Annotated in this window: 20 protein-coding genes and 1 pseudogene; 10 read left to right on the top strand and 11 right to left on the bottom strand. The window is 48.3% G+C overall.

Annotated features, from left to right (window positions below; genetic code table 11):
• Positions 1-19 precede the first annotated feature (19 nt).
• Together KNO96_RS06870 and KNO96_RS06865 are read right to left on the bottom strand one after the other, a co-directional pair.
• Entirely contained in the window at positions 20-1,606 is a 1,587-nt protein-coding gene (locus KNO96_RS06870; protein WP_214703133.1) for a Na/Pi cotransporter family protein, read from the bottom strand.
• 22 nt (positions 1,607-1,628) lie between these two features.
• Complete coding sequence (locus KNO96_RS06865) at positions 1,629-2,924, bottom strand: HD domain-containing protein (RefSeq protein WP_214703132.1); 1,296 nt, start codon at positions 2,922-2,924, stop codon at positions 1,629-1,631.
• 106 nt (positions 2,925-3,030) lie between these two features.
• On the opposite strand from KNO96_RS06865, the gene KNO96_RS06860 reads away from it, so the two are divergent.
• The gene (locus KNO96_RS06860) at positions 3,031-3,873 is read left to right on the top strand and encodes a lipoate--protein ligase family protein (protein WP_026825021.1); all 843 of its coding nucleotides are present in this window, start codon (positions 3,031-3,033) and stop codon (positions 3,871-3,873) included.
• Positions 3,874-3,881: 8 nt separating this feature from the next.
• Positions 3,882-4,727 (top strand): DegV family protein, encoded by an 846-nt coding sequence (locus KNO96_RS06855; RefSeq protein WP_214703131.1) that lies wholly within the window; start codon positions 3,882-3,884, stop codon positions 4,725-4,727.
• A gap of 41 nt (positions 4,728-4,768) precedes the next feature.
• Here KNO96_RS06855 and KNO96_RS06850 read toward each other — a convergent pair whose 3' ends face one another.
• Positions 4,769-6,718 carry a glycoside hydrolase family 3 protein gene (locus KNO96_RS06850; RefSeq protein WP_214703130.1) on the bottom strand — a complete coding sequence of 650 codons (1,950 nt, stop codon included), beginning with the start codon at positions 6,716-6,718 and terminating at the stop codon, positions 4,769-4,771.
• Between the two features lie 325 nt (positions 6,719-7,043).
• Here KNO96_RS06850 and lipA point away from each other — a divergent pair, with 325 nt between their 5' ends.
• Together lipA and KNO96_RS06840 are read left to right on the top strand one after the other, a co-directional pair.
• Positions 7,044-7,940: a lipoyl synthase gene (lipA, locus tag KNO96_RS06845; RefSeq protein ID WP_214703129.1), complete on the top strand. Its 897-nt coding sequence runs from the start codon at positions 7,044-7,046 to the stop codon at positions 7,938-7,940.
• 17 nt (positions 7,941-7,957) lie between these two features.
• Positions 7,958-8,788 carry a lipoate--protein ligase family protein gene (locus KNO96_RS06840; RefSeq protein WP_214703128.1) on the top strand — a complete coding sequence of 277 codons (831 nt, stop codon included), beginning with the start codon at positions 7,958-7,960 and terminating at the stop codon, positions 8,786-8,788.
• A gap of 35 nt (positions 8,789-8,823) precedes the next feature.
• Here the strand turns inward: KNO96_RS06840 and desA are convergent, their stop codons facing one another.
• The 6 genes and pseudogenes from desA to KNO96_RS06810 all read right to left on the bottom strand — a co-directional run bounded on the left by desA (position 8,824) and on the right by KNO96_RS06810 (position 14,902).
• Positions 8,824-9,837 carry a Delta(5) desaturase DesA gene (desA, locus tag KNO96_RS06835; protein ID WP_214703127.1) on the bottom strand — a complete coding sequence of 338 codons (1,014 nt, stop codon included), beginning with the start codon at positions 9,835-9,837 and terminating at the stop codon, positions 8,824-8,826.
• A gap of 204 nt (positions 9,838-10,041) precedes the next feature.
• Positions 10,042-11,586 (bottom strand): annotated as a pseudogene (gene amyS / locus KNO96_RS06830) (alpha-amylase).
• Between the two features lie 172 nt (positions 11,587-11,758).
• A complete protein-coding gene (locus KNO96_RS06825) occupies positions 11,759-12,286 on the bottom strand; it encodes a DUF2812 domain-containing protein (protein WP_214703126.1) in 528 nt (175 codons plus the stop codon).
• A complete protein-coding gene (locus KNO96_RS06820; RefSeq protein WP_214703125.1) occupies positions 12,283-12,615 on the bottom strand; it encodes a PadR family transcriptional regulator in 333 nt (110 codons plus the stop codon). The genes KNO96_RS06825 and KNO96_RS06820 overlap by 4 nt, the downstream gene beginning before the upstream one ends.
• A 128-nt stretch (positions 12,616-12,743) precedes the next feature.
• Entirely contained in the window at positions 12,744-13,871 is a 1,128-nt protein-coding gene (locus KNO96_RS06815) for a YfbR-like 5'-deoxynucleotidase (RefSeq protein WP_078147724.1), read from the bottom strand.
• An 11-nt stretch (positions 13,872-13,882) separates the two neighbouring features.
• A complete protein-coding gene (locus KNO96_RS06810; protein WP_214700276.1) occupies positions 13,883-14,902 on the bottom strand; it encodes an ion channel in 1,020 nt (339 codons plus the stop codon).
• Between the two features lie 106 nt (positions 14,903-15,008).
• Between KNO96_RS06810 and KNO96_RS06805 the strand changes: the two genes are divergently transcribed.
• The 5 genes from KNO96_RS06805 (at position 15,009) to KNO96_RS06785 (ending at position 18,096) form a co-directional block, all read left to right on the top strand.
• Positions 15,009-15,467 (top strand): hypothetical protein, encoded by a 459-nt coding sequence (locus KNO96_RS06805; protein ID WP_214703124.1) that lies wholly within the window; start codon positions 15,009-15,011, stop codon positions 15,465-15,467.
• Positions 15,464-15,832: a hypothetical protein gene (locus KNO96_RS06800; protein WP_214703123.1), complete on the top strand. Its 369-nt coding sequence runs from the start codon at positions 15,464-15,466 to the stop codon at positions 15,830-15,832. The genes KNO96_RS06805 and KNO96_RS06800 overlap by 4 nt, the downstream gene beginning before the upstream one ends.
• On the top strand, positions 15,829-17,058 hold the full coding sequence (locus tag KNO96_RS06795) for a glutathionylspermidine synthase family protein (protein WP_214703122.1): 1,230 nt from the start codon (positions 15,829-15,831) through the stop codon (positions 17,056-17,058). Before KNO96_RS06800 ends, KNO96_RS06795 begins: the two co-directional genes overlap by 4 nt.
• Positions 17,055-17,468, top strand: coding sequence for a DUF350 domain-containing protein (locus tag KNO96_RS06790; RefSeq protein ID WP_214703121.1), 414 nt, complete (start codon positions 17,055-17,057; stop codon positions 17,466-17,468). The genes KNO96_RS06795 and KNO96_RS06790 overlap by 4 nt, the downstream gene beginning before the upstream one ends.
• Before the next feature lie 70 nt (positions 17,469-17,538).
• Positions 17,539-18,096 (top strand): hypothetical protein, encoded by a 558-nt coding sequence (locus KNO96_RS06785; protein ID WP_214700282.1) that lies wholly within the window; start codon positions 17,539-17,541, stop codon positions 18,094-18,096.
• A gap of 48 nt (positions 18,097-18,144) precedes the next feature.
• On the opposite strand, the gene KNO96_RS06780 is transcribed toward KNO96_RS06785, so the two are convergent.
• The gene (locus KNO96_RS06780) at positions 18,145-19,245 is read right to left on the bottom strand and encodes a globin domain-containing protein (RefSeq protein ID WP_214703120.1); all 1,101 of its coding nucleotides are present in this window, start codon (positions 19,243-19,245) and stop codon (positions 18,145-18,147) included.
• Positions 19,246-19,431: 186 nt separating this feature from the next.
• Between KNO96_RS06780 and KNO96_RS06775 the strand changes: the two genes are divergently transcribed.
• Positions 19,432-19,872 (top strand): RrF2 family transcriptional regulator, encoded by a 441-nt coding sequence (locus KNO96_RS06775; protein ID WP_214703119.1) that lies wholly within the window; start codon positions 19,432-19,434, stop codon positions 19,870-19,872.
• A gap of 40 nt (positions 19,873-19,912) precedes the next feature.
• On the opposite strand, the gene KNO96_RS06770 is transcribed toward KNO96_RS06775, so the two are convergent.
• Entirely contained in the window at positions 19,913-20,401 is a 489-nt protein-coding gene (locus KNO96_RS06770) for a hypothetical protein (RefSeq protein WP_214703118.1), read from the bottom strand.
• Positions 20,402-20,423: the final 22 nt, after the last annotated feature.

The raw sequence follows: 20,423 nt of genomic DNA, 5'->3' as shown, positions 1-20,423 counted from the left end.
ATGGAGTCCGTTTTTTATTCTAATCTTCCCTGTTCACGTCGAACCGTTCACTCGGTACGGTCGGCTTAATCAAGTGACGTGTCGCTCGCCAGATGTGATAGCCGATACGGTCGAGCCAGAGCAATACTTGCACTTTTTGTATCGTCAGGTCCATCTCCAGTTGATTCGCTGCCGTCTCTTCTAACAGTTCCGAACGATGTGCTTTCCGATACTCCGCCAGTTGTTTCGAGGCCTGTTTCCACAGCTTTGAATCATCCGGTGGCGTATGATGATTCAGTTGATTCACAAGGTCAAGCTCATGTAACACAAGTTCTCGTGCTACTAAAAAGTCGGTGTCCCGAAGTACGTGGACCGGTTCGACTTCCCGCAAGACGTATAACCAGCGTTCCAGGTGGTCAATCGTGTGCAAGAGAGATAAATGTTGACCATAATCATTTCGCTTTCCATCATCCTCAAGACGTATCGTGCTCAAAAAGAAACGAACGTCGCTCAACGTCTTGTCGACGAGGATCAATTCATCTTCACGTAGTCGCCCTTCACGGACGAGCAACTCGGTCTCGTTCCCTAAATAACGCTCGATTTCAAGTAAGGAACGTCGTGCCGCTTCCAAAGCGACTGTCGGAAGTTGTGACATGTTTTTATCGAGCAGATGCGTCAATTTTTCTGACCGACTCGGAATCCACTTCAGTAATCGACGTGCGAACGTTTGATAAAAAGGCAGGAACAAGATCACACCCAGTAGATGGAATGTCGTATGGAATAAAGCGAGGCGCAACAAATCGTTCCAGTTGAACCAATCGGCCACTCGATTGACGACCTCGAAGAGAACGGGAAATGTCAACCACCCCATGAGGACAATCGACACATGGTAGATGGCATGAGCCAACACGATGCGCCGCGCCGATTTCCATCCACCAATCGAACCGAGTGCCACGACAAGGCTCGTTCCAGCACTCTGACCAAGCACCAAATAAGCAGCCTGTGGGAGTGAAATCGCCACTGTCGCAAGGGCCGTCATCGTTAACACGAGTCCAATCGTCGACGACTGAAGGATGGCGGTCATCATGAACCCGATTCCAATCAGAACTACCTGATGCAGAATAGTCATTTCACCGACCGAGCCAAACGAGAACGTGACGACATCCCCCATTGCTTCTTGAAGTGTTCCAATTCCAACAAAAATCAACCCGATGCTGACGAGAAACAATCCAATACGGCGAAGGCGCGGACTGGAGAGACGAAACACCATCCCGATTCCAATGAGCGGTAGAAACAACTGGCGCACGTCTAAATTGTAGCCAAGGACGGCAATAATCCACCCTGTCGTCGCACTCCCTACATTGGCTCCAATGACGAGCGGTAACGATTGTGTGAACGTGAGGAGCCCTGCACTCACAAATCCAATCGTCATCAACGTAGTAACCGAAGAAGATTGAAATAAGGCTGTTAACATGGCACCAAGTGTCGCACCTGACAAAGAGCCATCGGTGAATTGATTCAAGTGATGACGTAGTCGTGTACCCGCCCATTTTTTGAGCGTGTCTGTGAGTAGTGTCATGCCGAGTAAAAATATCCCGATTCCGCCAATCAGTGTCGCAATCTCCATCGTGTCACGCTCCTTTGCGTGCTTATTCGTCTTTTAATGTCGACAAAATCCACGATTTCTCGTTGGCATAATCCTTCAAGTTCAACAACACATCTTCCGGATAATAAATCTTTTCATCCGACTGTCTCGAGTTCAAAATCGACTGGACGAGCATCGACACTTCCGAAATCTCTTTCCGCTCCCCATCATTCATCTGAAGATAAATCCCTTCATACTTTCCTTGGCCTTTATACAAGTCATATGGCAATTGACTTAACTGATCTTCAAGCAAATAATATTTCGACGGTAACCCGATTGTTTCCATCGTCTGACGGAGACGTTCCATATGACGGTCACGGTTCGCTTCCGGGAAGTTTTTATATTTCAATAAACGACGATTCACGAACCGACTGGACAGATCGGCCAAAATCGAGTCTTCCTCATCCATCCACTCTTGGAAATAGAAGTAGACGACCGTTTCATCCAACTTCAAATATTGTTCGAGCGACATCACTTTTTGTTCAAAAATTGGCAAGAAGTGCTTCGGGGTCAGGTTGAAGGCATAGCCACTCTCATACAGTTCCTGTGCTCGCTCAAGAATCGCTTTCAAGAGAAGGTCGCTCGAACGTGTCGCCGGATGAAGGTACACTTGCCAATACATCTGATAGCGACGCATGATGTAATCTTCAATCGTGTGCATCCCCGACTGCTTGACGACGACTTGATCTTCATCTGGACGCAAGACGCGCAACATGCGCTCTAAATCAAATTTCCCGTAGCTGACACCTGCAAAGTGCGCATCTCTTAGCAAGTAGTCCATCCGGTCGACATCGAGTTGCGAACTGAGTATGTTGACAATTAGACGATTCGGGTGCGTCTTGTTGATGATCGATGCCACTTCTTCCGCAAACCCGACACCCATCTCGGATAACACTTTGTTAACTTCGGTATCCCCTAAAATGATTCGTTCGGTCCATACTTCATGGCGAACGGAAAAGACGTGTTCGAATGCGTGCGAGAACGGCCCATGCCCGACGTCATGTAAGAGTGCCGCTGCTAACAACAACTCACGGTCTCGGTCGTTCCATTCTGGGTACTGTTGGAACTGATCGATTAACTGGCGTGCGATTTCGTATACACCGAGCGAGTGATGAAATCGTGTGTGCTCTGCGCCGTGGAACGTCAAAAAGGACGTCCCGAGTTGCTTGATGCGACGCAAGCGCTGAAACTCTTTCGTGTTGATCAGCTCCCAAATAAGATGATCGTAGACGTAAATATAACGGTGTACCGGGTCTTTAAACACTTTTGATCCAGATAGTTGTCCTCGTGACGAGTACATGACATGCCCTCCTACGTTTCGTTATGTTCTAGATTCGACTTCGAACGAATCGTTCCCTCCGTGCTATAATGAGAAGGAAAATTATTTGTGAAAAGGAATTAAGTATATGATCCATCCATTATTAAAACAACCGAGTTATCGTGTGATCGACCAATCGAGCCTTGGCACGATGTTTCAAGCGGAACAATCGTTCGCAACTGACGATACGTTATGTGCTTCAACCCAACAATCAGGCGCTGTCTTGCGCGTATGGGTGCACACGAATACGATTGTACTCGGAATCCAAGATGCAAGGTTGCCTCATTTAAAAGATGGGGTTCGGTATTTGCACGAGCGTGGCTTTCGACCGGTCGTCCGTAACTCGGGCGGACTTGCCGTCGTGTTAGACGATGATGTCCTGAACTTATCTTTAATCTTACCCGAGAATGACGGGATTCAAATCGACAGCGGCTATGAGGCCATGACCTCCCTTATCCAACAGATGTTCCAAGATGTCACGAGCGACATCGTCCCAGGTGAGGTCGTCGGCTCGTACTGTCCGGGAAGTTTCGACTTGTCGATTGACGGGAAAAAATTCGCCGGTATTTCGCAACGACGCGTCCGTGGCGGTGTCGCCGTTCAAATTTACTTGAGCGTCAGACAGAGCGGGAGCAAACGTGCCGAAATCATTCGAGACTTTTATGATTTGGCGATCCAAGAGGAAGCCACCAAGTTCACGTACCCTACCATTGTACCGGAAACGATGGCTTCGCTAGAAGATTTGCTCGGCATTCCCCTCACGGTTCAAGATGTTCTTACACGGGCCTACCGCGTCCTTTCCACTGTCAGCACGCTCCAAAACGCGTCACTGACAGCTGAAGAACAAACGACACTCGTGAGCCAGCTCGAACGGATGTGGAAACGGAATGAACCGCTACGCGAGATTGAACAACAATTAACAGAGGAGTGATTCATCCAATGTTTAAACTGATCACAGACACCGGAGCCGATTTGACACACAATCAAATCATCGAATACGGTCTTGAGATTTTACCGCTCGGTGTCATCATCGACAACGAAGAGTTTTTAGACGGGGAAACAATTCAACCGAAAGACGTGTACGATGCGATGCGTCAAGGCAAAACGCCGAAGACGTTCCAAATCGAGGCGTCACGTATTGAACATTGCTTCCGTCAGCATCTCGAGGCGGGACTGCCGTTCTTATATCTCGCCTTCTCAGGTGAACTTTCTGGTACCTATCAAACCGCCGTCATGGTCGGTGAGATGCTGAAGGAGGAGTATCCAGACAGCACATTCAAGATCCTCGATACTCGAACCGCTTCAGTCGGACAGGCGTTATTCGTCAAGACAGTCGCAGAGTACAGTCAAGAGCACACGTACGAAGAAACAGTTGCGTATGCTGCTTCGCTCGTCGGAAAGATTCGTCACTTGTTCACGGTCGAATCGCTCGAATATTTGATGCGAGGTGGACGTGTGTCGAAAGCGAGTGCTTTCATCGGAGACTTGTTGACGATTTTACCGTTATTGACGGTCGAGGACGGCAAGCTCGTCCCGATTGAAAAGGTACGTGGTCATAAAAAGGTCATGCGCCGTATGGTCGAATGGACGATGGAATCGAAGTCGCTCGTCGAGAACGGGGACCTCTTCATCGGTCACGGGGACGACCTAGAAAAAGCTGAACAATTTGAGAAGATGGTCCGCGAACATCTCGAACCGAAACACATCACGAAGACACTTGTCGGGTCTGCCATCGGTGCCCACACCGGTCCAGGTCTACTCGTCATCGCCTATTTCGAAGCATGAAAAAATGAGCTCTCCCGATTTTCGGGCGAGCTCATTTTCGTTTAGCGATTCCAGTTTTTAAATCCATCCCCAAACTGCGCATAGTTCTCGTCTTGGAATACACCGTCCACAAATTTTGGTACATCTACCGGCAACTTCCCTTGCGGCTTCACTTCACCGAAGATGGCACGAATGCCTGCCGGTAAGTTCGGTCCAGCTGATTTCAAGTTACCCGCTTCCGAGTCTGGTCCGTTCGGATCGCCTTTGAATCCATAGATCAATAGCTGCGCCGGTGCTTCTAGCTGAACGGCAATATCATATGGATTACGCAAACTGAGTAAGACCGACTTCTTCCCTGTCTCGTTGGCGTAACGGAACACTTCGGCCGGTACATAATGATCAGCTGACGTCGGCTTCAGTTTGGCACTGTTGTTCACGTTTGAACCGACGATGATATAGTCAGCCGCCTCAACTTGTTGCCTTAGTGCCGGATTTCGATCTAGATGTGGCGTCGATGCTGAATAGTTGGCCATGATGACGTTCACGTCTTTCATATTCCCCGCATTCTTTTCTAGTGACTTAATCGTTTTCACCATGCTATCCGTCTGGTCTTTCGCTGGCGACAAGACGAGCACCGTGTCCCCTTTTTTCGGTTTGAACGGGAGCGTCTTATTCTCATTCTTCACAAGAGTCACAGCCGCTTCCGCGATTTCACGCTCTTTCACTTTATGTTCTGCGCTTCCTACGACAGTATTTGCTTCCGCAAGCTTCGCCTCGAGCGTAGTCGAGTTCATCGTTTCTCCCCAGATGCCCCGTTCTGCCTTCAGTTTTAAAATCCGTTCAACCGATTCATCGATGGTCGCCTCCGACAAACGTCCATCGTTCACTGCCGCGATGACTTCCTCAAAGATCGCCTCGAGTTTGATCACGTCCGCCTCCGAACGTAAAATCGTCGGCATGAGCGCGATGTCGACCCCCGCTTCAAACGTCTTGATGACCGCTTCCGCTTCCGTGAAGTTGTCTGCGATAGCCTGCATGTTGAGCGCATCGGTCACAACGATTCCTTCATATTCGAGTTCCTCACGGAGCACTCCCGTAATGACATCGTCCGAGAGCGTCGCCGGAAGCGGGAACGTGCCACGATCTGACTCGACGACCTCGTCTTCAATCTGCGGCATCCCGATATGTGCTGTCATAATCATATCGATGCCTTCCGTGATGGCACGTTTGAACGGTAGCAGTTCCAGTCCGCGCAACTCGTCGAGCGTTTTGTCGACAATCGGTAATCCGTAATGGGAGTCGACGGCTGTATCTCCATGACCTGGGAAATGCTTCGCCGTTGCCGCTACGCCTTGGTCTTGAATGCCTTTCGTCATCGCTGATCCAAGTTCGCCGACCAGGTCAGGATCGCTCGAGAAGGAACGGACCCCGATGACTGGATTCCCTGGGTTATTGTTGACGTCTAACACTGGTCCGAAGTTCACGTTTACCCCGAGTGCGTGTAATTCAGAACCGATGATTTCCCCTGCATCATAGGCATATTGACTGTTTCGAGTCGCTCCAAGCGCCATATTCCCCGGTAAATTCGTTCCCGTCCCAAGGCGTGTCACAATCCCACCTTCTTGGTCGATTGTGACGAATAACGGAATATCATTGCTGGCATCTTGTTTCACGACTTCTTGCAGGTCATGAACGAGTTTCGTCGTCTGTTCCGTCTCTTTCACGTTTTCCGCGAATAAAATGACGCCCCCAAGGTCAAATCGATCGATGACTCGCGCAACTTCCGGTGCAAGTGCCGTATGGTTCGCCCCGTTCCATAGTCGGAAGTCCGGCATGATCATCTGTCCGATTTTTTGAACGAGTGTCATCGATTCCAATTTCGTGCTGACACGCTGATCAATCGACATGGTCGGTGTCCCTTCCGCCACGACCGCGTCCGCTGCCGGAACCGATGAGACGAGCAACGCCGTCGTCAATCCGAGTGTTGCCGTCCAATTTAATGCCTTGTTCATGTTCCCACTCCCCTTAGTCAAATTTGGCTGACCCCCAAACGAAAAGGCATGGAGGAAGAAGCGTTGCCTCATCAACGCTCGTTCACCCCATGCCTGATCGCATCAGTTACATTTGGTTCTTATTCAGGTGGTCAACAACAGTATAGCAACTCCACTTTTCAGAAACAATCGCCCTAGTGAAAGCGTAACCATTTTGAAACAATGTTTCTGTTTTGATACACAGAAAACTGTATTGGTAAAACCAATAATTTCTCTGGTTCGTTTTTGATTCTTTTTTTGGTAAACTCAATTCGTTACAGGTTAACTTAAAAAGGGGGAGTTTTTTGTGGCAAGAGGGGAACTGAAACGCAAGCCGGAATGGTTAAAGATTAAATTGAACACGAATGAAACATATACCGGCTTAAAAAACATGATGCGTGAGAAAAATCTACATACGGTATGTGAGGAGGCGAAATGTCCGAACATCCATGAATGTTGGGCGGTACGTCGGACCGCGACTTTCATGATTTTAGGAAGTATTTGTACACGCGCCTGCCGCTTTTGCGCCGTCACGACAGGTAAACCGAACGAGCTTGATTGGGAAGAACCGAAGCGTGTCGCCGAATCGGTACGCCTCATGAACTTGAAGCATGTCGTCATCACGGCCGTCGCACGTGACGATTTGAATGATTACGGGGCTACCGTCTTCGCGGAAACGGTTCGTGCCGTCCGCGCCATGAACCCAGAAACATCGGTTGAGGTGCTCCCGTCAGACATGATGGGGGACTTCTCTGCCTTGCAGACGTTGATTGATGCGGGTCCTGACATCATGAACCATAACTTAGAGACCGTTCGTCGCCTCACACCGAGAGTCCGTGCGAAAGCAACGTATGACCGGACCCTCGAGTTCTTGAAGCGTTCGAAAGAACTGAATCCGGAGATCCCGACGAAATCATCAATCATGGTCGGACTCGGAGAAACGAAAGAAGAGTTGATTGAAGCGATGGACGACCTTCGCGCGCACAACGTTGATATTTTGACGCTCGGTCAATATTTACAGCCGACGAAGAAACATCTCGAGGTCGAACGTTACTATCATCCAGACGAGTTCGCCGAGTTGAAAGAAATCGCATTAGCAAAAGGATTCTCACATTGTGAGGCAGGTCCGCTCGTCCGTTCTTCTTACCATGCGGACGAACAAGTACACAAGGCACGTCGCCACACGATGTTGCCAATCGATTAACAGAAAGAAGAGAGATTATGACTGGTACGACGTGGCACTTACTTAGAACCGAATCCACTTCACCGGCTGAGAACATGGCGATTGACGAAGCCATCGCCAATTGGGTCGCGAAGGGAGAACTCAAACCGACGCTCCGTTTTTATTCATGGGCACCTCATGCGATCAGCGTCGGACGTTTCCAGCGGGCGACACGTGACTTGGACCGCGAGGCGCTTACGAAGAAAAATATCCCGGTCGTTCGGCGACTAACCGGGGGACGGGCCGTGTTACACGCGGATGAACTAACATATAGTGTCATCTTGCCCGAGTCGACACCGGCTCTTCCGACAAATATCATCGAGAGCTATCGATTACTCACGGAAGGTGTCCGTCGCGGTTATCATGAGCTCGGTGTACCGGCCGAGTTTTCGGTGCCGTTGACGGAAGAGGATCGTGAGGCGCTCCGCAAACCAAAATCAGCCGTTTGCTTCGACGCTGCCTCGTATTACGAGCTTGCCGTCGACGGGAAGAAGATTGCGGGTAGCGCACAGGTACGTCATCAAGGGGCCGTGCTTCAACATGGATCGATCCCGCTTTCTGTCGACGATGAGGTGTTGTTCGACTGCTTCACGATGGAGGAGCACGAAAAACTTGAAGCCAAAAACCGCTTCAGCGAAAAAGCCGTCGCCTTGAATGACACGTTACAGCGCTTCGTCTCCTTTGACGAAGTAGCAGCCGCATTTGAGACCGGCTTCAAAGACGCGTTCTCCTTGACGTTCGAACCGCTCGTCTTTACGACAGAACAGCGAGCTGAGATCGATTTGCTCGTGAAGAAGTATGAGAGTGACGAATGGGTCTGGAAACGCTAAAAAGATTGTCCCTTTTTTACGGGGACAATCTTTTTTCATGCCACGTTCGTTCGGCGCAAGAGATGGCGCACATCCCGGAACGTGACGAATGTTTTATTGTTTTCATCATATAACTTGTAACGTAACGACTTCAGGCTTGAAAATAGCCCGATTGTCGTTGCTCGCTGTAATGGTGGTGTCGATGTATGTGCCTTCTCTAAATGATAGTTCGGCACTCGTGGACTCAAATGGTGAACGTGATGGAAGCCGATGTTCCCCGTCACCCATTGAAGCACTTTCGGCAATTCGTAATACGAGCTTCCTTCAATTGCCGCCTTTACGTAATCCCATTCCTGTTCATCTTCAAAGTAGGAATCTTCGAACGTGTGCTGAACATAGAATAACCAAATTCCGAGCACGCCGGCGATGAACATTGTCGTCCCTTGTACGATAAGGAACGCTTGCCAACCAATCAGATAAATGAGCGCGCTATATAAGACGACGAGAGAAATATTGATGATATACGTATTTTGGCGTTCTTTTTTACGGGCGTCTTTTCGATTGAAACGACTCGTCACGAGAATGAGCCAAAGTGGTCCAAGACCGAACATGACGAGCGGATGACGATATAGGCGATACTTCAATCGCATCCATTTCGAGGCTTCGATGTACTCCTCAATCGTCATGACCCAAATGTCCCCAACGCCTCGCTTGTCCAAGTTTCCGCTCGACGCATGATGAATCGCATGCTCGCGTTTCCACTTCTCGTAAGGAAACAACGTCAAAACACCGGTAATCGTTCCGACGATGGCGTTTGCCTTCTTATTCTTAAAGAACGAACCGTGTGTACAGTCATGGAAGATGATGAACATCCGCACGACAAATCCTGCTGCAATCAACGTGAACGGTAATGTCAGGAAAATGGAGACACTCAGTAGTTGATACGCCAAAAACCATGAAACGAGAAACGGTAAAATCGTATTGATCATCTGCCGCACACTGATCCTAATATCGGACTTTTCAAACGGCGAGACGTGCTTTCTTAATTGGGCAATCTTTTCTTTACTCATCACAACCTCCTTGAATTCAACAGCGTCACAACGCAAAAATATAAATGAAACCAACAACCAACGTTGTTCAATGTGAATTCATGGATTGGAAGCATTCCCTATCAAGAATTAACACTAGGTCATTATATCACGTATAAATAACGTATGGTGAACATTCAGAAAAAAAAGACTTGTCCCCTATCTCTAGAGGCAAGTCTACCTAATTTATTGTTGCGTATAAATCGAGACGGACCCACCATTGACGAAGAACTCGCCCCAACCGTCCGCATTGATTGTCACGAGGCGCCCGTTATTGCCGGTCATGTCTTTCCATACTTCTCCCGCGTTCTGCTTTCCGACATACATCCATTTCGACCCGCCCGGTCCGTCCGACAAAATCGTCGCAAGTCCCGACTTCGCACGGTCCGTCACACCTTCGCGCGTCCACCCGATGACGTCTTGATGATTGATATAGTCATGTTGTGTGCCATAGGCAAAGTCTTTACGCGCTTTCAAAATCGGTTGAAGCGACGCTGACATATTCGGGATTTCACGATTCGTCGTCCCTTTCGTTCCATAATAATCACCATAGAAGAGCGTCGGATATCCTTGATCACGCGTCATGATGGTCGCATAGGCGAGCGGTTTGAACCAATTGGCAACCGTCGACTCGAGTGATTGCCCTGGTTGTGAGTCATGGTTGTCGACAATCGTCACGGCGAGAGTTGGATGCTGCTCGACGACCGTTCCTTTTAGAATGTTGCGCATATCATAGTAACCGCCACCGTTCCCCGCTGCTTGGAAGTTGTAGTGGAGCGGTACATCGAATACCGAGTGGGTATAGCCCGTCTTCGCCAAGTAATCATTGATGGCTCCCAGGTCATTCTTCCAATACTCCGCAACCGTGAACATCTCTTTTCCGGTTGCCTGACGGACACTTGTCACCCATTCCTTTAAATACGAATGGTTGATATGTTTGACCGCATCGAGACGGAATCCATCGAGACCGAGCGAATCGGCGTACCATTTCCCCCAGTTTTTCATTTCCTGTCGTACTTCTGGATGTTCAAAATCGACATCGGCGTACATCAAGTAGTCATAGTTCCCGTTCTCACCGGATACTTCACTGTCCCATGCTTTACCGGTACTCTTAAATTTATAAATCCGGCTCAAGCTTCGTGACTGATCCCAGTCGGTCCCGTCAAAATGATACCAACGCCACTTGAACGGCGAGTATGTATTGTTCCGTCCCGCGAAATTGAATCCGGTCCAGGCGGAAATTGAATATGCTCCCGACGTCTCCTGATTCCGATTGGAAGGGTTCACCTCAACGGCTTGAACTGATTCTGTATAATCGGCCCCTCCTTTATGGTTCATGACGACATCTCCGTACACGCCGATTCCTTTTCCGCGTAAGTTCGAGATCGCCGACTGTAGCTGCGCTTTCGTTCCATACTTCGTCCGAGTCGTCCCTTTTTGATTGAATTCCCCAAGGTCATACAAATCGTACGCCCCGTATCCGACATCATTTTGTGACGTCCCTTTATACGCTGGCGGGATCCAAACGGTCGAGACCCCAATGTCTTTCAAGTGCTGCGAATCGTTCGAGAGACGGTTCCAATGCAGTCCGTCGTTCGGGACATATCATTCAAAGTATTGCATCATCGTACCGTTCTGCGGAGTTGCCGCTTGTGCGACCGGTTGCCCCAAAAGAAGGGCAATCGATGTCACCCCAGCCAGCACGGCAACCCCTTGTCGTTTCTTCAACATCATTCATTCCTCCTCAAATGATTAATGAAAGCGCTTGCATTAATCGTTGTGAAGGATTTTGATTTTGTTGCATAGACCGATGTCCAAAAACAGTTCTCTCTCCCTAACTATTTTTCATTCGAATAGTTCAGTTGAACGAAACAAAGACGGATGGCTTGTGCCATCCGCCTATTCATCCTTGACGGCTTATTCGTTTTCGCTTGAATCGGTAGCCGATGTACGGTAGTCCTGTAAATATGAGACCGATTGTCACGAGTAGTTGAACACCAATCAATATCGTCTCGACTACGGTCGGCCAATCAAACTGAAACAATGAAAAGAGGGCAATCCATAAAATAGCTAAGATGAGCGCAGCCCGTCCCATCTGACGTTCCATGTCATGATATTTTTCCTCTGTTGTTTCGACATCCGAGTAAATCGGCTTAGCATCTCGATCCCCTTTGAAAATATGAATCTCATCCCCGGTCGATGTGACATGTTGCCACCCGCTCGACGCAAACAGGTCAAAGTAGTCTTCATCTGGACGAGTTCGATAGTCCAAACTATACTGAACGTCTTCCGGTTCCCCTTCGACAAGTGTATATCCTAAAGGGGCGAACTTTTTCAAATGCCAACCCTTCGCCGCCATTCGCTCCAATTTCCGCATCTCACGCTCTTCGGCAAACGCTAGTCCCCAGCTCGACATATACTTTTGTCTCATCGTGATCCCTCCATATCTAAAATGGCACAGGCATCTTCGACCATCGCCTGTCGTCTTTTCACATCATCCGTCAGAATCGAACGCCCTTTACGCGTAATCTGGTAGTTCTTTTTCTTTCCGTCTCCGTCCATCGGTTCAATCAATTCGGCGTTCAACAACTTTTTGATGATTGTATACATCGAAGCCGGACCAATTTGCATTCGCCCTCGCGTAGTCTCTTCGACAAATTGCATGACCAAATAGCCATGACGCGGCGTCGTGAGCGCCAATAAGATGTAAAACATACTATCCGTCAGTTCCCCTAACTCCAAGGAGTCCGTTCGCGGCATCTCCCCACCTCCTATATCATTAAATGATACATCTCTTACATTCAATATATATCGTTAAATGATATATGTCAATAAATGATATAAAAAAGTCGCACCCATTTAGGTATGCGACTTCTGTGTGGATTGATTTAGCTTGTGACGTAATCCAAATCATGCAAGATATACGCCAGGAAGAAGATCATGCTTGGATTCTCATATCGCATCTGCACTTTGCGGAGCTGCTCGCGATACGTGACCTCATACTCGGCCCCGTTCATCTTCCGCTCCATGTTCATCTTGATGAGTGCATCGAGTTTGTCCATCATATCGACAAGCATTCCTTCATACGTATCATCTTTCGAGTCGGCCATATATCTCCGGAATGCCGGTTGCATATACTCAGGCAACAGTCCAAGCAGACGTTCACTTTCCGCCCGTTCGTACGCCTCAAACGCAGCTCCTGTCTCTTGCGTCGAATGTTTGACTGGACCGAGCACGTCGCCTGTCACCCCTTCCACTAAGTCGTGACAGAGAAGACGGGCCACGAGTTCGGCGACATCGACATCGACGTCGTACTTCTCACGCTCTAAGAGCCCACTGAACATACCGAGTGCAGCCGCGCGGAAACCGTGAATCGCATCGTTGTCGTCAATCGTGTTGAAGCGACCTTTCCAACGACGCACACTATCCATCCGCATGACGTTCTCGATGAACCGTAACACATCCGTCTCTGCCTCGACCTGGTCGAACAGCCAGCGAACCGAATCAATCGGATGATGACGGAGTGCAGCTTTCATCTCTTCTAATTTGTCATCGAAATGTGGAGAACCATGCGCGACTTCCCGTCGCACGAACAGCATCGCATCGAATGAATCAATTCCGTCCACAATTCGTCCTTCAAATGAGTCATCCTCCGCCTCGACAACAAAGCGATGAAAGTGAGGACGTAGCGACTGCGAGAGCAACTCGACAAGACCGAGGCTCGCTGTCCGCTCCATCCGCTCGATGTGACCAATCAACGTCGGTTCTTTTTTCGTCCGGTGCATAATCGGGCCCGTCTGGACTTCATTCATGTCATGGAAGATGGCTTTCCCAAGTAAATCGAGCAAATCGACTTCACGTCCGTTCTCTTTCTCCACATACGCCGCGATTAAACTAAAGACCGCGACACGAAAACTGTGACTTGCAGCATTGTCATGATAATGCGGGGCATATTCGTCCCATCTTTGCACGTTTTGCATGCGTGTCATCTTTCGGATAAACGTTCCGTTATGCATGATTTCACTCCTTACGATAATCGTTCAAATACTTCGTCGTGACAGACGACGTAGAGCATGTCTGTATCTTGGAGCGGTAAGTCGAGCATCGTCGCCACATCCAATCGGTCATTGACCGCGATGAGCGTCACTCCGGATTCAAGTAGCGCCTTGTTCGCCTCGCGTATGTTTTGCCACTCGGCTTTCGGTTTCAACGCTTGAATGTTCCCACCCGACTGCTTACTTAATAATTGACGGAAAATGGTCGTTGTCCCTGGTTGTAATGTCGCTTTCGCCATCAAGAGCGAGACCGAGTCGTTCGCTAAAATAAAGTCGTCGACACGGACGTGTTTAAATTTCGAGATATTCCGTTCCTCGCACACCTCCACGACCGTGTGCAAATCGACTTTGTAATCGTGTGATAACGCTTCTACCGCTGATGCAATCAATAACGACTTCCCATCAGCGAGTAATGTCTCCGTGATTCGTGCATCCGCAAAAATGGCGATTCGTCGAGCTTTCAAGACGTTTGCCTGCATCAACACCGCTTCATCCGAGGCGTCTCCTGATACGAAATGTACTTGATCGTGCACATACGGCTCCTCAATCAATTGATCGATTAAGACAATCTCCGCTTTCGGTTCATAGTTGAGCACTTCATCGATTGCTTTTTTCGTCTTCGGGGACCATCCGATATATACATAATGTCCTTCTCCACGATACACTAGTCTTCCCTCCCGTTTTAATCGTTGAAACGTCGCTCCGACTTCAACTAGTTTTCCAATCAATGCCCCGATAATCCCAATCCCGAATAGGAACAAGAAAATCCCGAGCCACCGCCCCGCCACGGAAGACGGATAAAAATCTCCATATCCAACGGTCGTCAATGTCGTCATCGTCCACCAGAACGAGTCGAACAATGACCCGAACGTCTCCGGTTCAAATAAATAACCGAGCACAGTCCCGACGACGATGATACCAACCGAGGCCAGAATCACGTTCAAAAATGATAATTTCGCTAATCCTTTCCATACACGAAATAAGATATGCACTGTTTCCCCCTCCTTCTCTCTTATATACTAAACGTATCCAAGGAAAGATTCACGAAACCATTTTGACATTCACCCCGTATAAAAAGAAAAAAGGAAGGACTGAATTATGAATTCAATCGTATTAGAGTATCGTCTCTATAAAAATGAATTATCGTTCGAACCACTATACCATTACACGTCTCTCGAATTAGACGAAGTGCTCGCCCGTCGCGAATGTGAGTTTTTCGTCAAAGACGGCATGACATACAAACAACGCTCGTCCGCCCTAGAAGGCGATCAATACTTTTTGATTTACGTCGATCGCTACACTGAAGGACCGATGGACAAACAAGAAACGAGCGAGATTAAAGTCGAAATCCGTACACTCGACGACCGCTTTGACAACCCGTTGCTCGAAGCCTATTACGTCGATCGTCACCTCGATGCACTCGCCATGCTCGGGAGTCAATACTTGTACGTCGCCAATAAAGAGTACGAACGCGATTCAGCAGAAACAGACGAAGATCGTGGTGTGTATGTCATATATGTCACACCGACCGGTTATACATTGGAGGAATCAACATGAAAACAAGTAAGAAAATTTTAAGTGGACTTTCTGCTGCGGTATTAACGACCTCTCTCGCCGCATGTAGAGATGATAACTATAACGAAGCCGCGCTCCCGGAAGAGCCGACCGGCTACGAATGTGAAGATTGGGACTGGGATGATGTGACAGAATCATATTATTGTGACGACGATCGTTCCCCCCATTACGGGAGTTACTTTTTACTCGGTAGCTTGTTCCGTTCAAAAAGTGCACTGAAAAACTCTTCGACCTATAAATCATATAAGTCAAATGGTGGTGCGACCGGCGCCGTGTCGAACGGCTCAAATTCAGGGTCGTCAAAATCTGGACTCGGGAGCGGCTCTAAAGGTGGATTCGGCGGATGACGCGTGACGAACTTTACAGTCAAATCCCTTATTTTTGGCCCGATTTAAACGATGAAGAATATGCCCTATACGACTGTTTCGAAATGACCGCCTCGCAGGTAGAGTCCGTCCGGGAGGCGACCGGGGCGGTTGATTCGATTTTTCGGAAGACGAATCAACTGTTGCGCTCGCTACCTGACGAGACGCTCCGACTGCTCGGCTATCCCGAATCGAGCCTGCCGTTCTTACGGGAGAAGACAATTCCGCAGGAGACAATCATCGGTCGCTACGACTGGATCATGAAGGACGGCCAACTCAAATTGATGGAGTTCAACTCAGATACACCGACGTTCATTAAAGAACTGTTTGACGTGAACGGCGTGGTCGCTTCTGAATTCGATCTCCTCGATCCGAACAAGGAAGCCACCGCTCAGTTAAAAACCGAGTTGCGGAAGGCCATCGTTGCCGCATGGAAACGACTCGGACGAGAAGGCACACCAAAAATCGTCTTCACGGCTCATGATGACAACATCGAAGACAAATGGACGGCTCGCTTCCTGCAAGAAACGCTCGATTTACCGTCTGAATTTGTGTCACTTCATGCTTTGCTCGTCGACGAAAACGGTATCTATACACCATCGGGTGAACGAATCGATATCTTGTACCGTCAAACATATCCGATTGAACATCTCGTAGACGATCAAGCACCGGACGGAGACTTGATTGGCATTCGGTTGCTCGAACTCAATCAACAAAAACACGTATCGCTTCTCAACCCGCTCTCAGCTTTCCTCATGCAATCGAAAGGCGTACAGGCCCTGATTTGGGAGTTATATGAGACCGAGACACTGTTCGATGAAGCCGAGCGCGACATCATCGACACATATTTTTTACCGACTTACTTAGAAGACGCACCGTTTCTCGGCGAATCGAACTACGTCAAAAAACCGGCATTCGGACGTGAAGGGGACTCCGTCATCTTGTACACGAAAGAAGGCAAACCGTTTCACCGAGAATTACTACAAACGTATGCGGAAGAGACGGCCGTGTACCAACAGTTCATCGAACTTCCGACTCGGATGACGACGACCGTCAAGGGCCTTGTCGAGACACATTACATGGTCGGATGTTTCTGTTTGAATGGACACCCTTCCGCACTCGGCGTTCGCGCCGGTAGCATGATCACGAACAACCATTCGTACTATTTAGCCGTTGGCACACCTACACAAAAGGAGACAAACTCATGACATTCATCACACTCGATTCAATTTTAAGCTTCCTCGCCCACCTCGGGACAGGATTCGGTCTCATTCTCGCCGGACTAGTCATCTTCGCATTGACGACCAAATATTCGGAACGTAAGTTAATCAAAGAAGGCAACATGGCCGTCGCTTTAAAGCTTTGGGGGAAAGCGCTCGGACTCGCCATCGTCATCTACACGGTTTGGGCGAACAGCGTCAACTTGCTCGATGCGTTCATCTGGGGACTCGTCGGCATCGCTGCCCAAGTATTGGCGTTTTGGACGTTTGAATACGTCCTTACACCAGGCGTGAACTTAGAAAAAGAAGTCGAGAACGGCAACATGGCCATCGGTTTCAGTTTGTTCGCCGCATCACTCGTCGTCGGCATCATCGTCGCCGCGAGCTTGACGTACTAATTCAAACACCCCATGCACGCATTCGCGAGGCATGGGGTGTTTATGTTTATAAAAGACAGGAGGAAAAATCATGTCCAAGGGAATCACCTTACTCACAATCGTCTCCGGTCTCATCGTCGTGGCAATCGCAGTCGGTGTCGGACTTTACACGTACACTAACATTCAGGCCGGCAACTCATACGAAAATGCCGAAAAAGAAATGAATCGTTATATGACGATAAACGACTGGTATAGTTTTGAAGTTCATAACAGAGAACAGTCCATTCTCTCTTTTTACACAAACGAAGATCGCTCCGTCATCGGTCTAGCCGAGATTGATATCACGACAGGAAACTTAGGGTCTGTCACTAAAGAAATAGAACCGAATCAGTCTTTTGATTTCGTCACCCTTCAAGTTGAAAACAAGGAGTACATCGGTGTCCATCTAAAAGAACGCCCGGAAGATGTCGTCTATTTACGGTTAAACGGTGACGATGTCTCAAAAGATTTTCTCGTCAACGATCCCGAAAACGAAAGCTACACCATGACATATGTCATTGAAACAACAAAACCGTTAGATGGTTCGTGGTCACTTGAAACGTTGGATGACAACAAACAAGTCATACATTTAAGTGAACTCACGGAATAATCCTTCTCGCCATATTATGAATCAAGACGACTTTTCCAGTCGTCTTTTTTAGTTGGTCGCAAGAACTCCAGACGGCCCGAAAAATTCATATCGCGCCTGAGGAATGACACGGACGACCGTCTCCATCATCGCATTCGGCCCACACGTGTAGACATCATGCCCTTCGACATCAAGTGCCTCGAGCTGCGTCGTACTCATACAACCCGATACGTCATCCACATGTGTCATGAGATGAAGCCCTTCTTTCACAAGTTCATCGAGTTCGTCTCCGAGTGGACGAAGGTCCATACTCCGAACTGCGTGCAATAACGTGACAGAACGTCCTTGACGAAGTGCCGTCTTCGCCATATTGAAGAGGGGCGTAATTCCGATACCTCCTGCGATGAGTGTGAGCGGACGGTCTGATGCTTCAAGGATGAATTCTCCTGCCGGTGCGCTCATCGGGACTTCTGTTCCGACCATCTGTTCATGAAGCCAGTTTGAGACGAGTCCCTCCGCTTTCGGCGCAATCCAATATCCGTTTTCTGTCGTGTCGATGACGCTATATTGGCGGTGGTGCAAGATGTCTTCACCAGCGATTCGCGCTTGAACCGAGATGTATTGTCCTGGAATGGCTGTGCCAATAATTCCATCTTTTGCGACGAGACGGAATCGCTTCACTTCCGTTGTGTCTTCTATGATTTCTTCAATGACGAACGGTTTGAATCCGACCCATGGCGCGTCATCATACATCTGTTTCTCAAGTGAGATAAAGACATCGGCAATCACACCATACGCTTTTGCCCATGCATCGATGATATCAGGTGTTGCAGCTTCACCGAGCACGTCTTGAATCGCCGCAATCAAGTTTTCACCGACAATCGGATAGTGTTCCGGGCGGATGTTCAAACTTTTATGTTTATGAAGTGCTGGTTGGATGGCAGGAAGAATCGCTTCGAGTCGATCGATATGAAGCGCTGCCGCATAGACCGCGTTCGCGAGCGCTTCCGGCTGGCGTCCTCGTTTTTGGTTCGTATGGTTGAAGAAGTGACGCACTTCTGGATTTTGTTCAAACATTCGTTGATAAAAATGCTTCGTAATCGTCACACCATGTTCTTTCAAAACTGGTGCCGTCGCCTTTACAATCTCAATCGTTTGTTGATCTAACATGTGAATTTCCCCCTTTTGTTTCGTACACGTTCATTATGTGAGTCAAGTCACTTTAAAGCAATATATTAAATACTTGTTTAAAGTAGATTTCACGCTTTTGACTTATTTTCGCCATCACCCTTTCACATTTGTCCGAATCGCACTTTTAGGAATTGTCTTGTACAATGAAACGAGAGGTGATGATGGATGAGACTCACGCAAACGTGTGACTACGCACTGCGAACATTGATGTATAGCGCCACATTTTCACATCGACTCGTCACGATTCAAGAAGTGGCGGACCAATATAACATCTCCAAAAACCATGTCATGAAGGTCGTTTACGAGCTCGGCAAGCATGGCTATTTGGAGTCGGTGCGTGGCCGCGGCGGTGGATTCCGTCTCGCTCGCCCGATGGAAGAAATCAACGTGGGCGAGGTGGTTCGGTCGATGGAACCGCTCGAACTCGTGGAGTGCTTCGGGGAAGGCCGATGCGTGATCGCACCGGCCTGTGACTTAAGAAGTGTGTTGAACGAGGCAATGCTGGCGTTCTTTCATGTGCTCGACCGTTACACGATTGCGGATCTCGTCGCTAATCGAACGAACGAACTCGCCCTGCTATTGGGCATACAAAAACCGATGGACTGAAAAAGTCCGTCGGTTTTTTATTTGTCTCTGCTTTCAGGACTCATCGCCACCAAAATTTCATCATTTTTTTCACATATAGTTCTGGGGACGTTTGATGAATGAAATCTTCAAAACATTCATTCAGGTTATTTTCTAACTCTTCATCGAGTTCGTTTCCATCTTCGTCATACAATTCAAAATGTGTATATTTCCAATCGTTATACGCATCAAACAATAAGTCGTGGTAGCATTGCCAATGCTTACCGAAATTTGATGTGAATGTTGGCACCCATCGATTGATATAAATGTTGTGTAGCAACTCTTCGAATTCGGATGAGTACCAATGGTCATTTCCGAGCTTTTTAACTAAGTCTTGAAATGTTTCCAGCGTCATCGGTTCAACCTCACCAGAATAGTCATAACTCACTTTATTGAACTGATAAGGATGCGGAAACGCCTCTTCTGTTTTTGTCCATTGATGAGGAGGATATTGCTCGATAATTTTACCTAGCAATCTGGCAATCACAAGATTGACTGCTTGCGTATCCAATTCATTCACCTCATTACAGTTA

Source organism: Exiguobacterium sp. s89, assembly GCF_018617735.1.
Taxonomy (GTDB): domain Bacteria; phylum Bacillota; class Bacilli; order Exiguobacteriales; family Exiguobacteriaceae; genus Exiguobacterium; species Exiguobacterium marinum.
This window is presented reverse-complemented; position numbering and strand designations above follow the sequence as displayed.

What these genes read in the sequence shown, in the direction of transcription:
- KNO96_RS06870 (WP_214703133.1), bottom strand. Translation starts at nt 1,606, where the DNA reads ATGGAGATTGCGACACTGATTGGCGGAATCGGGATATTTTTACTCGGC.
- KNO96_RS06865 (WP_214703132.1), bottom strand. Translation starts at nt 2,924, where the DNA reads ATGTACTCGTCACGAGGACAACTATCTGGATCAAAAGTGTTTAAAGAC.
- KNO96_RS06860 (WP_026825021.1), top strand. Translation starts at nt 3,031, where the DNA reads ATGATCCATCCATTATTAAAACAACCGAGTTATCGTGTGATCGACCAA.
- KNO96_RS06855 (WP_214703131.1), top strand. Translation starts at nt 3,882, where the DNA reads ATGTTTAAACTGATCACAGACACCGGAGCCGATTTGACACACAATCAA.
- KNO96_RS06850 (WP_214703130.1), bottom strand. Translation starts at nt 6,718, where the DNA reads ATGAACAAGGCATTAAATTGGACGGCAACACTCGGATTGACGACGGCG.
- KNO96_RS06840 (WP_214703128.1), top strand. Translation starts at nt 7,958, where the DNA reads ATGACTGGTACGACGTGGCACTTACTTAGAACCGAATCCACTTCACCG.
- desA (WP_214703127.1), bottom strand. Translation starts at nt 9,837, where the DNA reads ATGAGTAAAGAAAAGATTGCCCAATTAAGAAAGCACGTCTCGCCGTTT.
- KNO96_RS06825 (WP_214703126.1), bottom strand. Translation starts at nt 12,286, where the DNA reads ATGAGACAAAAGTATATGTCGAGCTGGGGACTAGCGTTTGCCGAAGAG.
- KNO96_RS06820 (WP_214703125.1), bottom strand. Translation starts at nt 12,615, where the DNA reads ATGCCGCGAACGGACTCCTTGGAGTTAGGGGAACTGACGGATAGTATG.
- KNO96_RS06815 (WP_078147724.1), bottom strand. Translation starts at nt 13,871, where the DNA reads ATGCATAACGGAACGTTTATCCGAAAGATGACACGCATGCAAAACGTG.
- KNO96_RS06805 (WP_214703124.1), top strand. Translation starts at nt 15,009, where the DNA reads ATGAATTCAATCGTATTAGAGTATCGTCTCTATAAAAATGAATTATCG.
- KNO96_RS06800 (WP_214703123.1), top strand. Translation starts at nt 15,464, where the DNA reads ATGAAAACAAGTAAGAAAATTTTAAGTGGACTTTCTGCTGCGGTATTA.
- KNO96_RS06795 (WP_214703122.1), top strand. Translation starts at nt 15,829, where the DNA reads ATGACGCGTGACGAACTTTACAGTCAAATCCCTTATTTTTGGCCCGAT.
- KNO96_RS06790 (WP_214703121.1), top strand. Translation starts at nt 17,055, where the DNA reads ATGACATTCATCACACTCGATTCAATTTTAAGCTTCCTCGCCCACCTC.
- KNO96_RS06785 (WP_214700282.1), top strand. Translation starts at nt 17,539, where the DNA reads ATGTCCAAGGGAATCACCTTACTCACAATCGTCTCCGGTCTCATCGTC.
- KNO96_RS06780 (WP_214703120.1), bottom strand. Translation starts at nt 19,245, where the DNA reads ATGTTAGATCAACAAACGATTGAGATTGTAAAGGCGACGGCACCAGTT.
- KNO96_RS06775 (WP_214703119.1), top strand. Translation starts at nt 19,432, where the DNA reads ATGAGACTCACGCAAACGTGTGACTACGCACTGCGAACATTGATGTAT.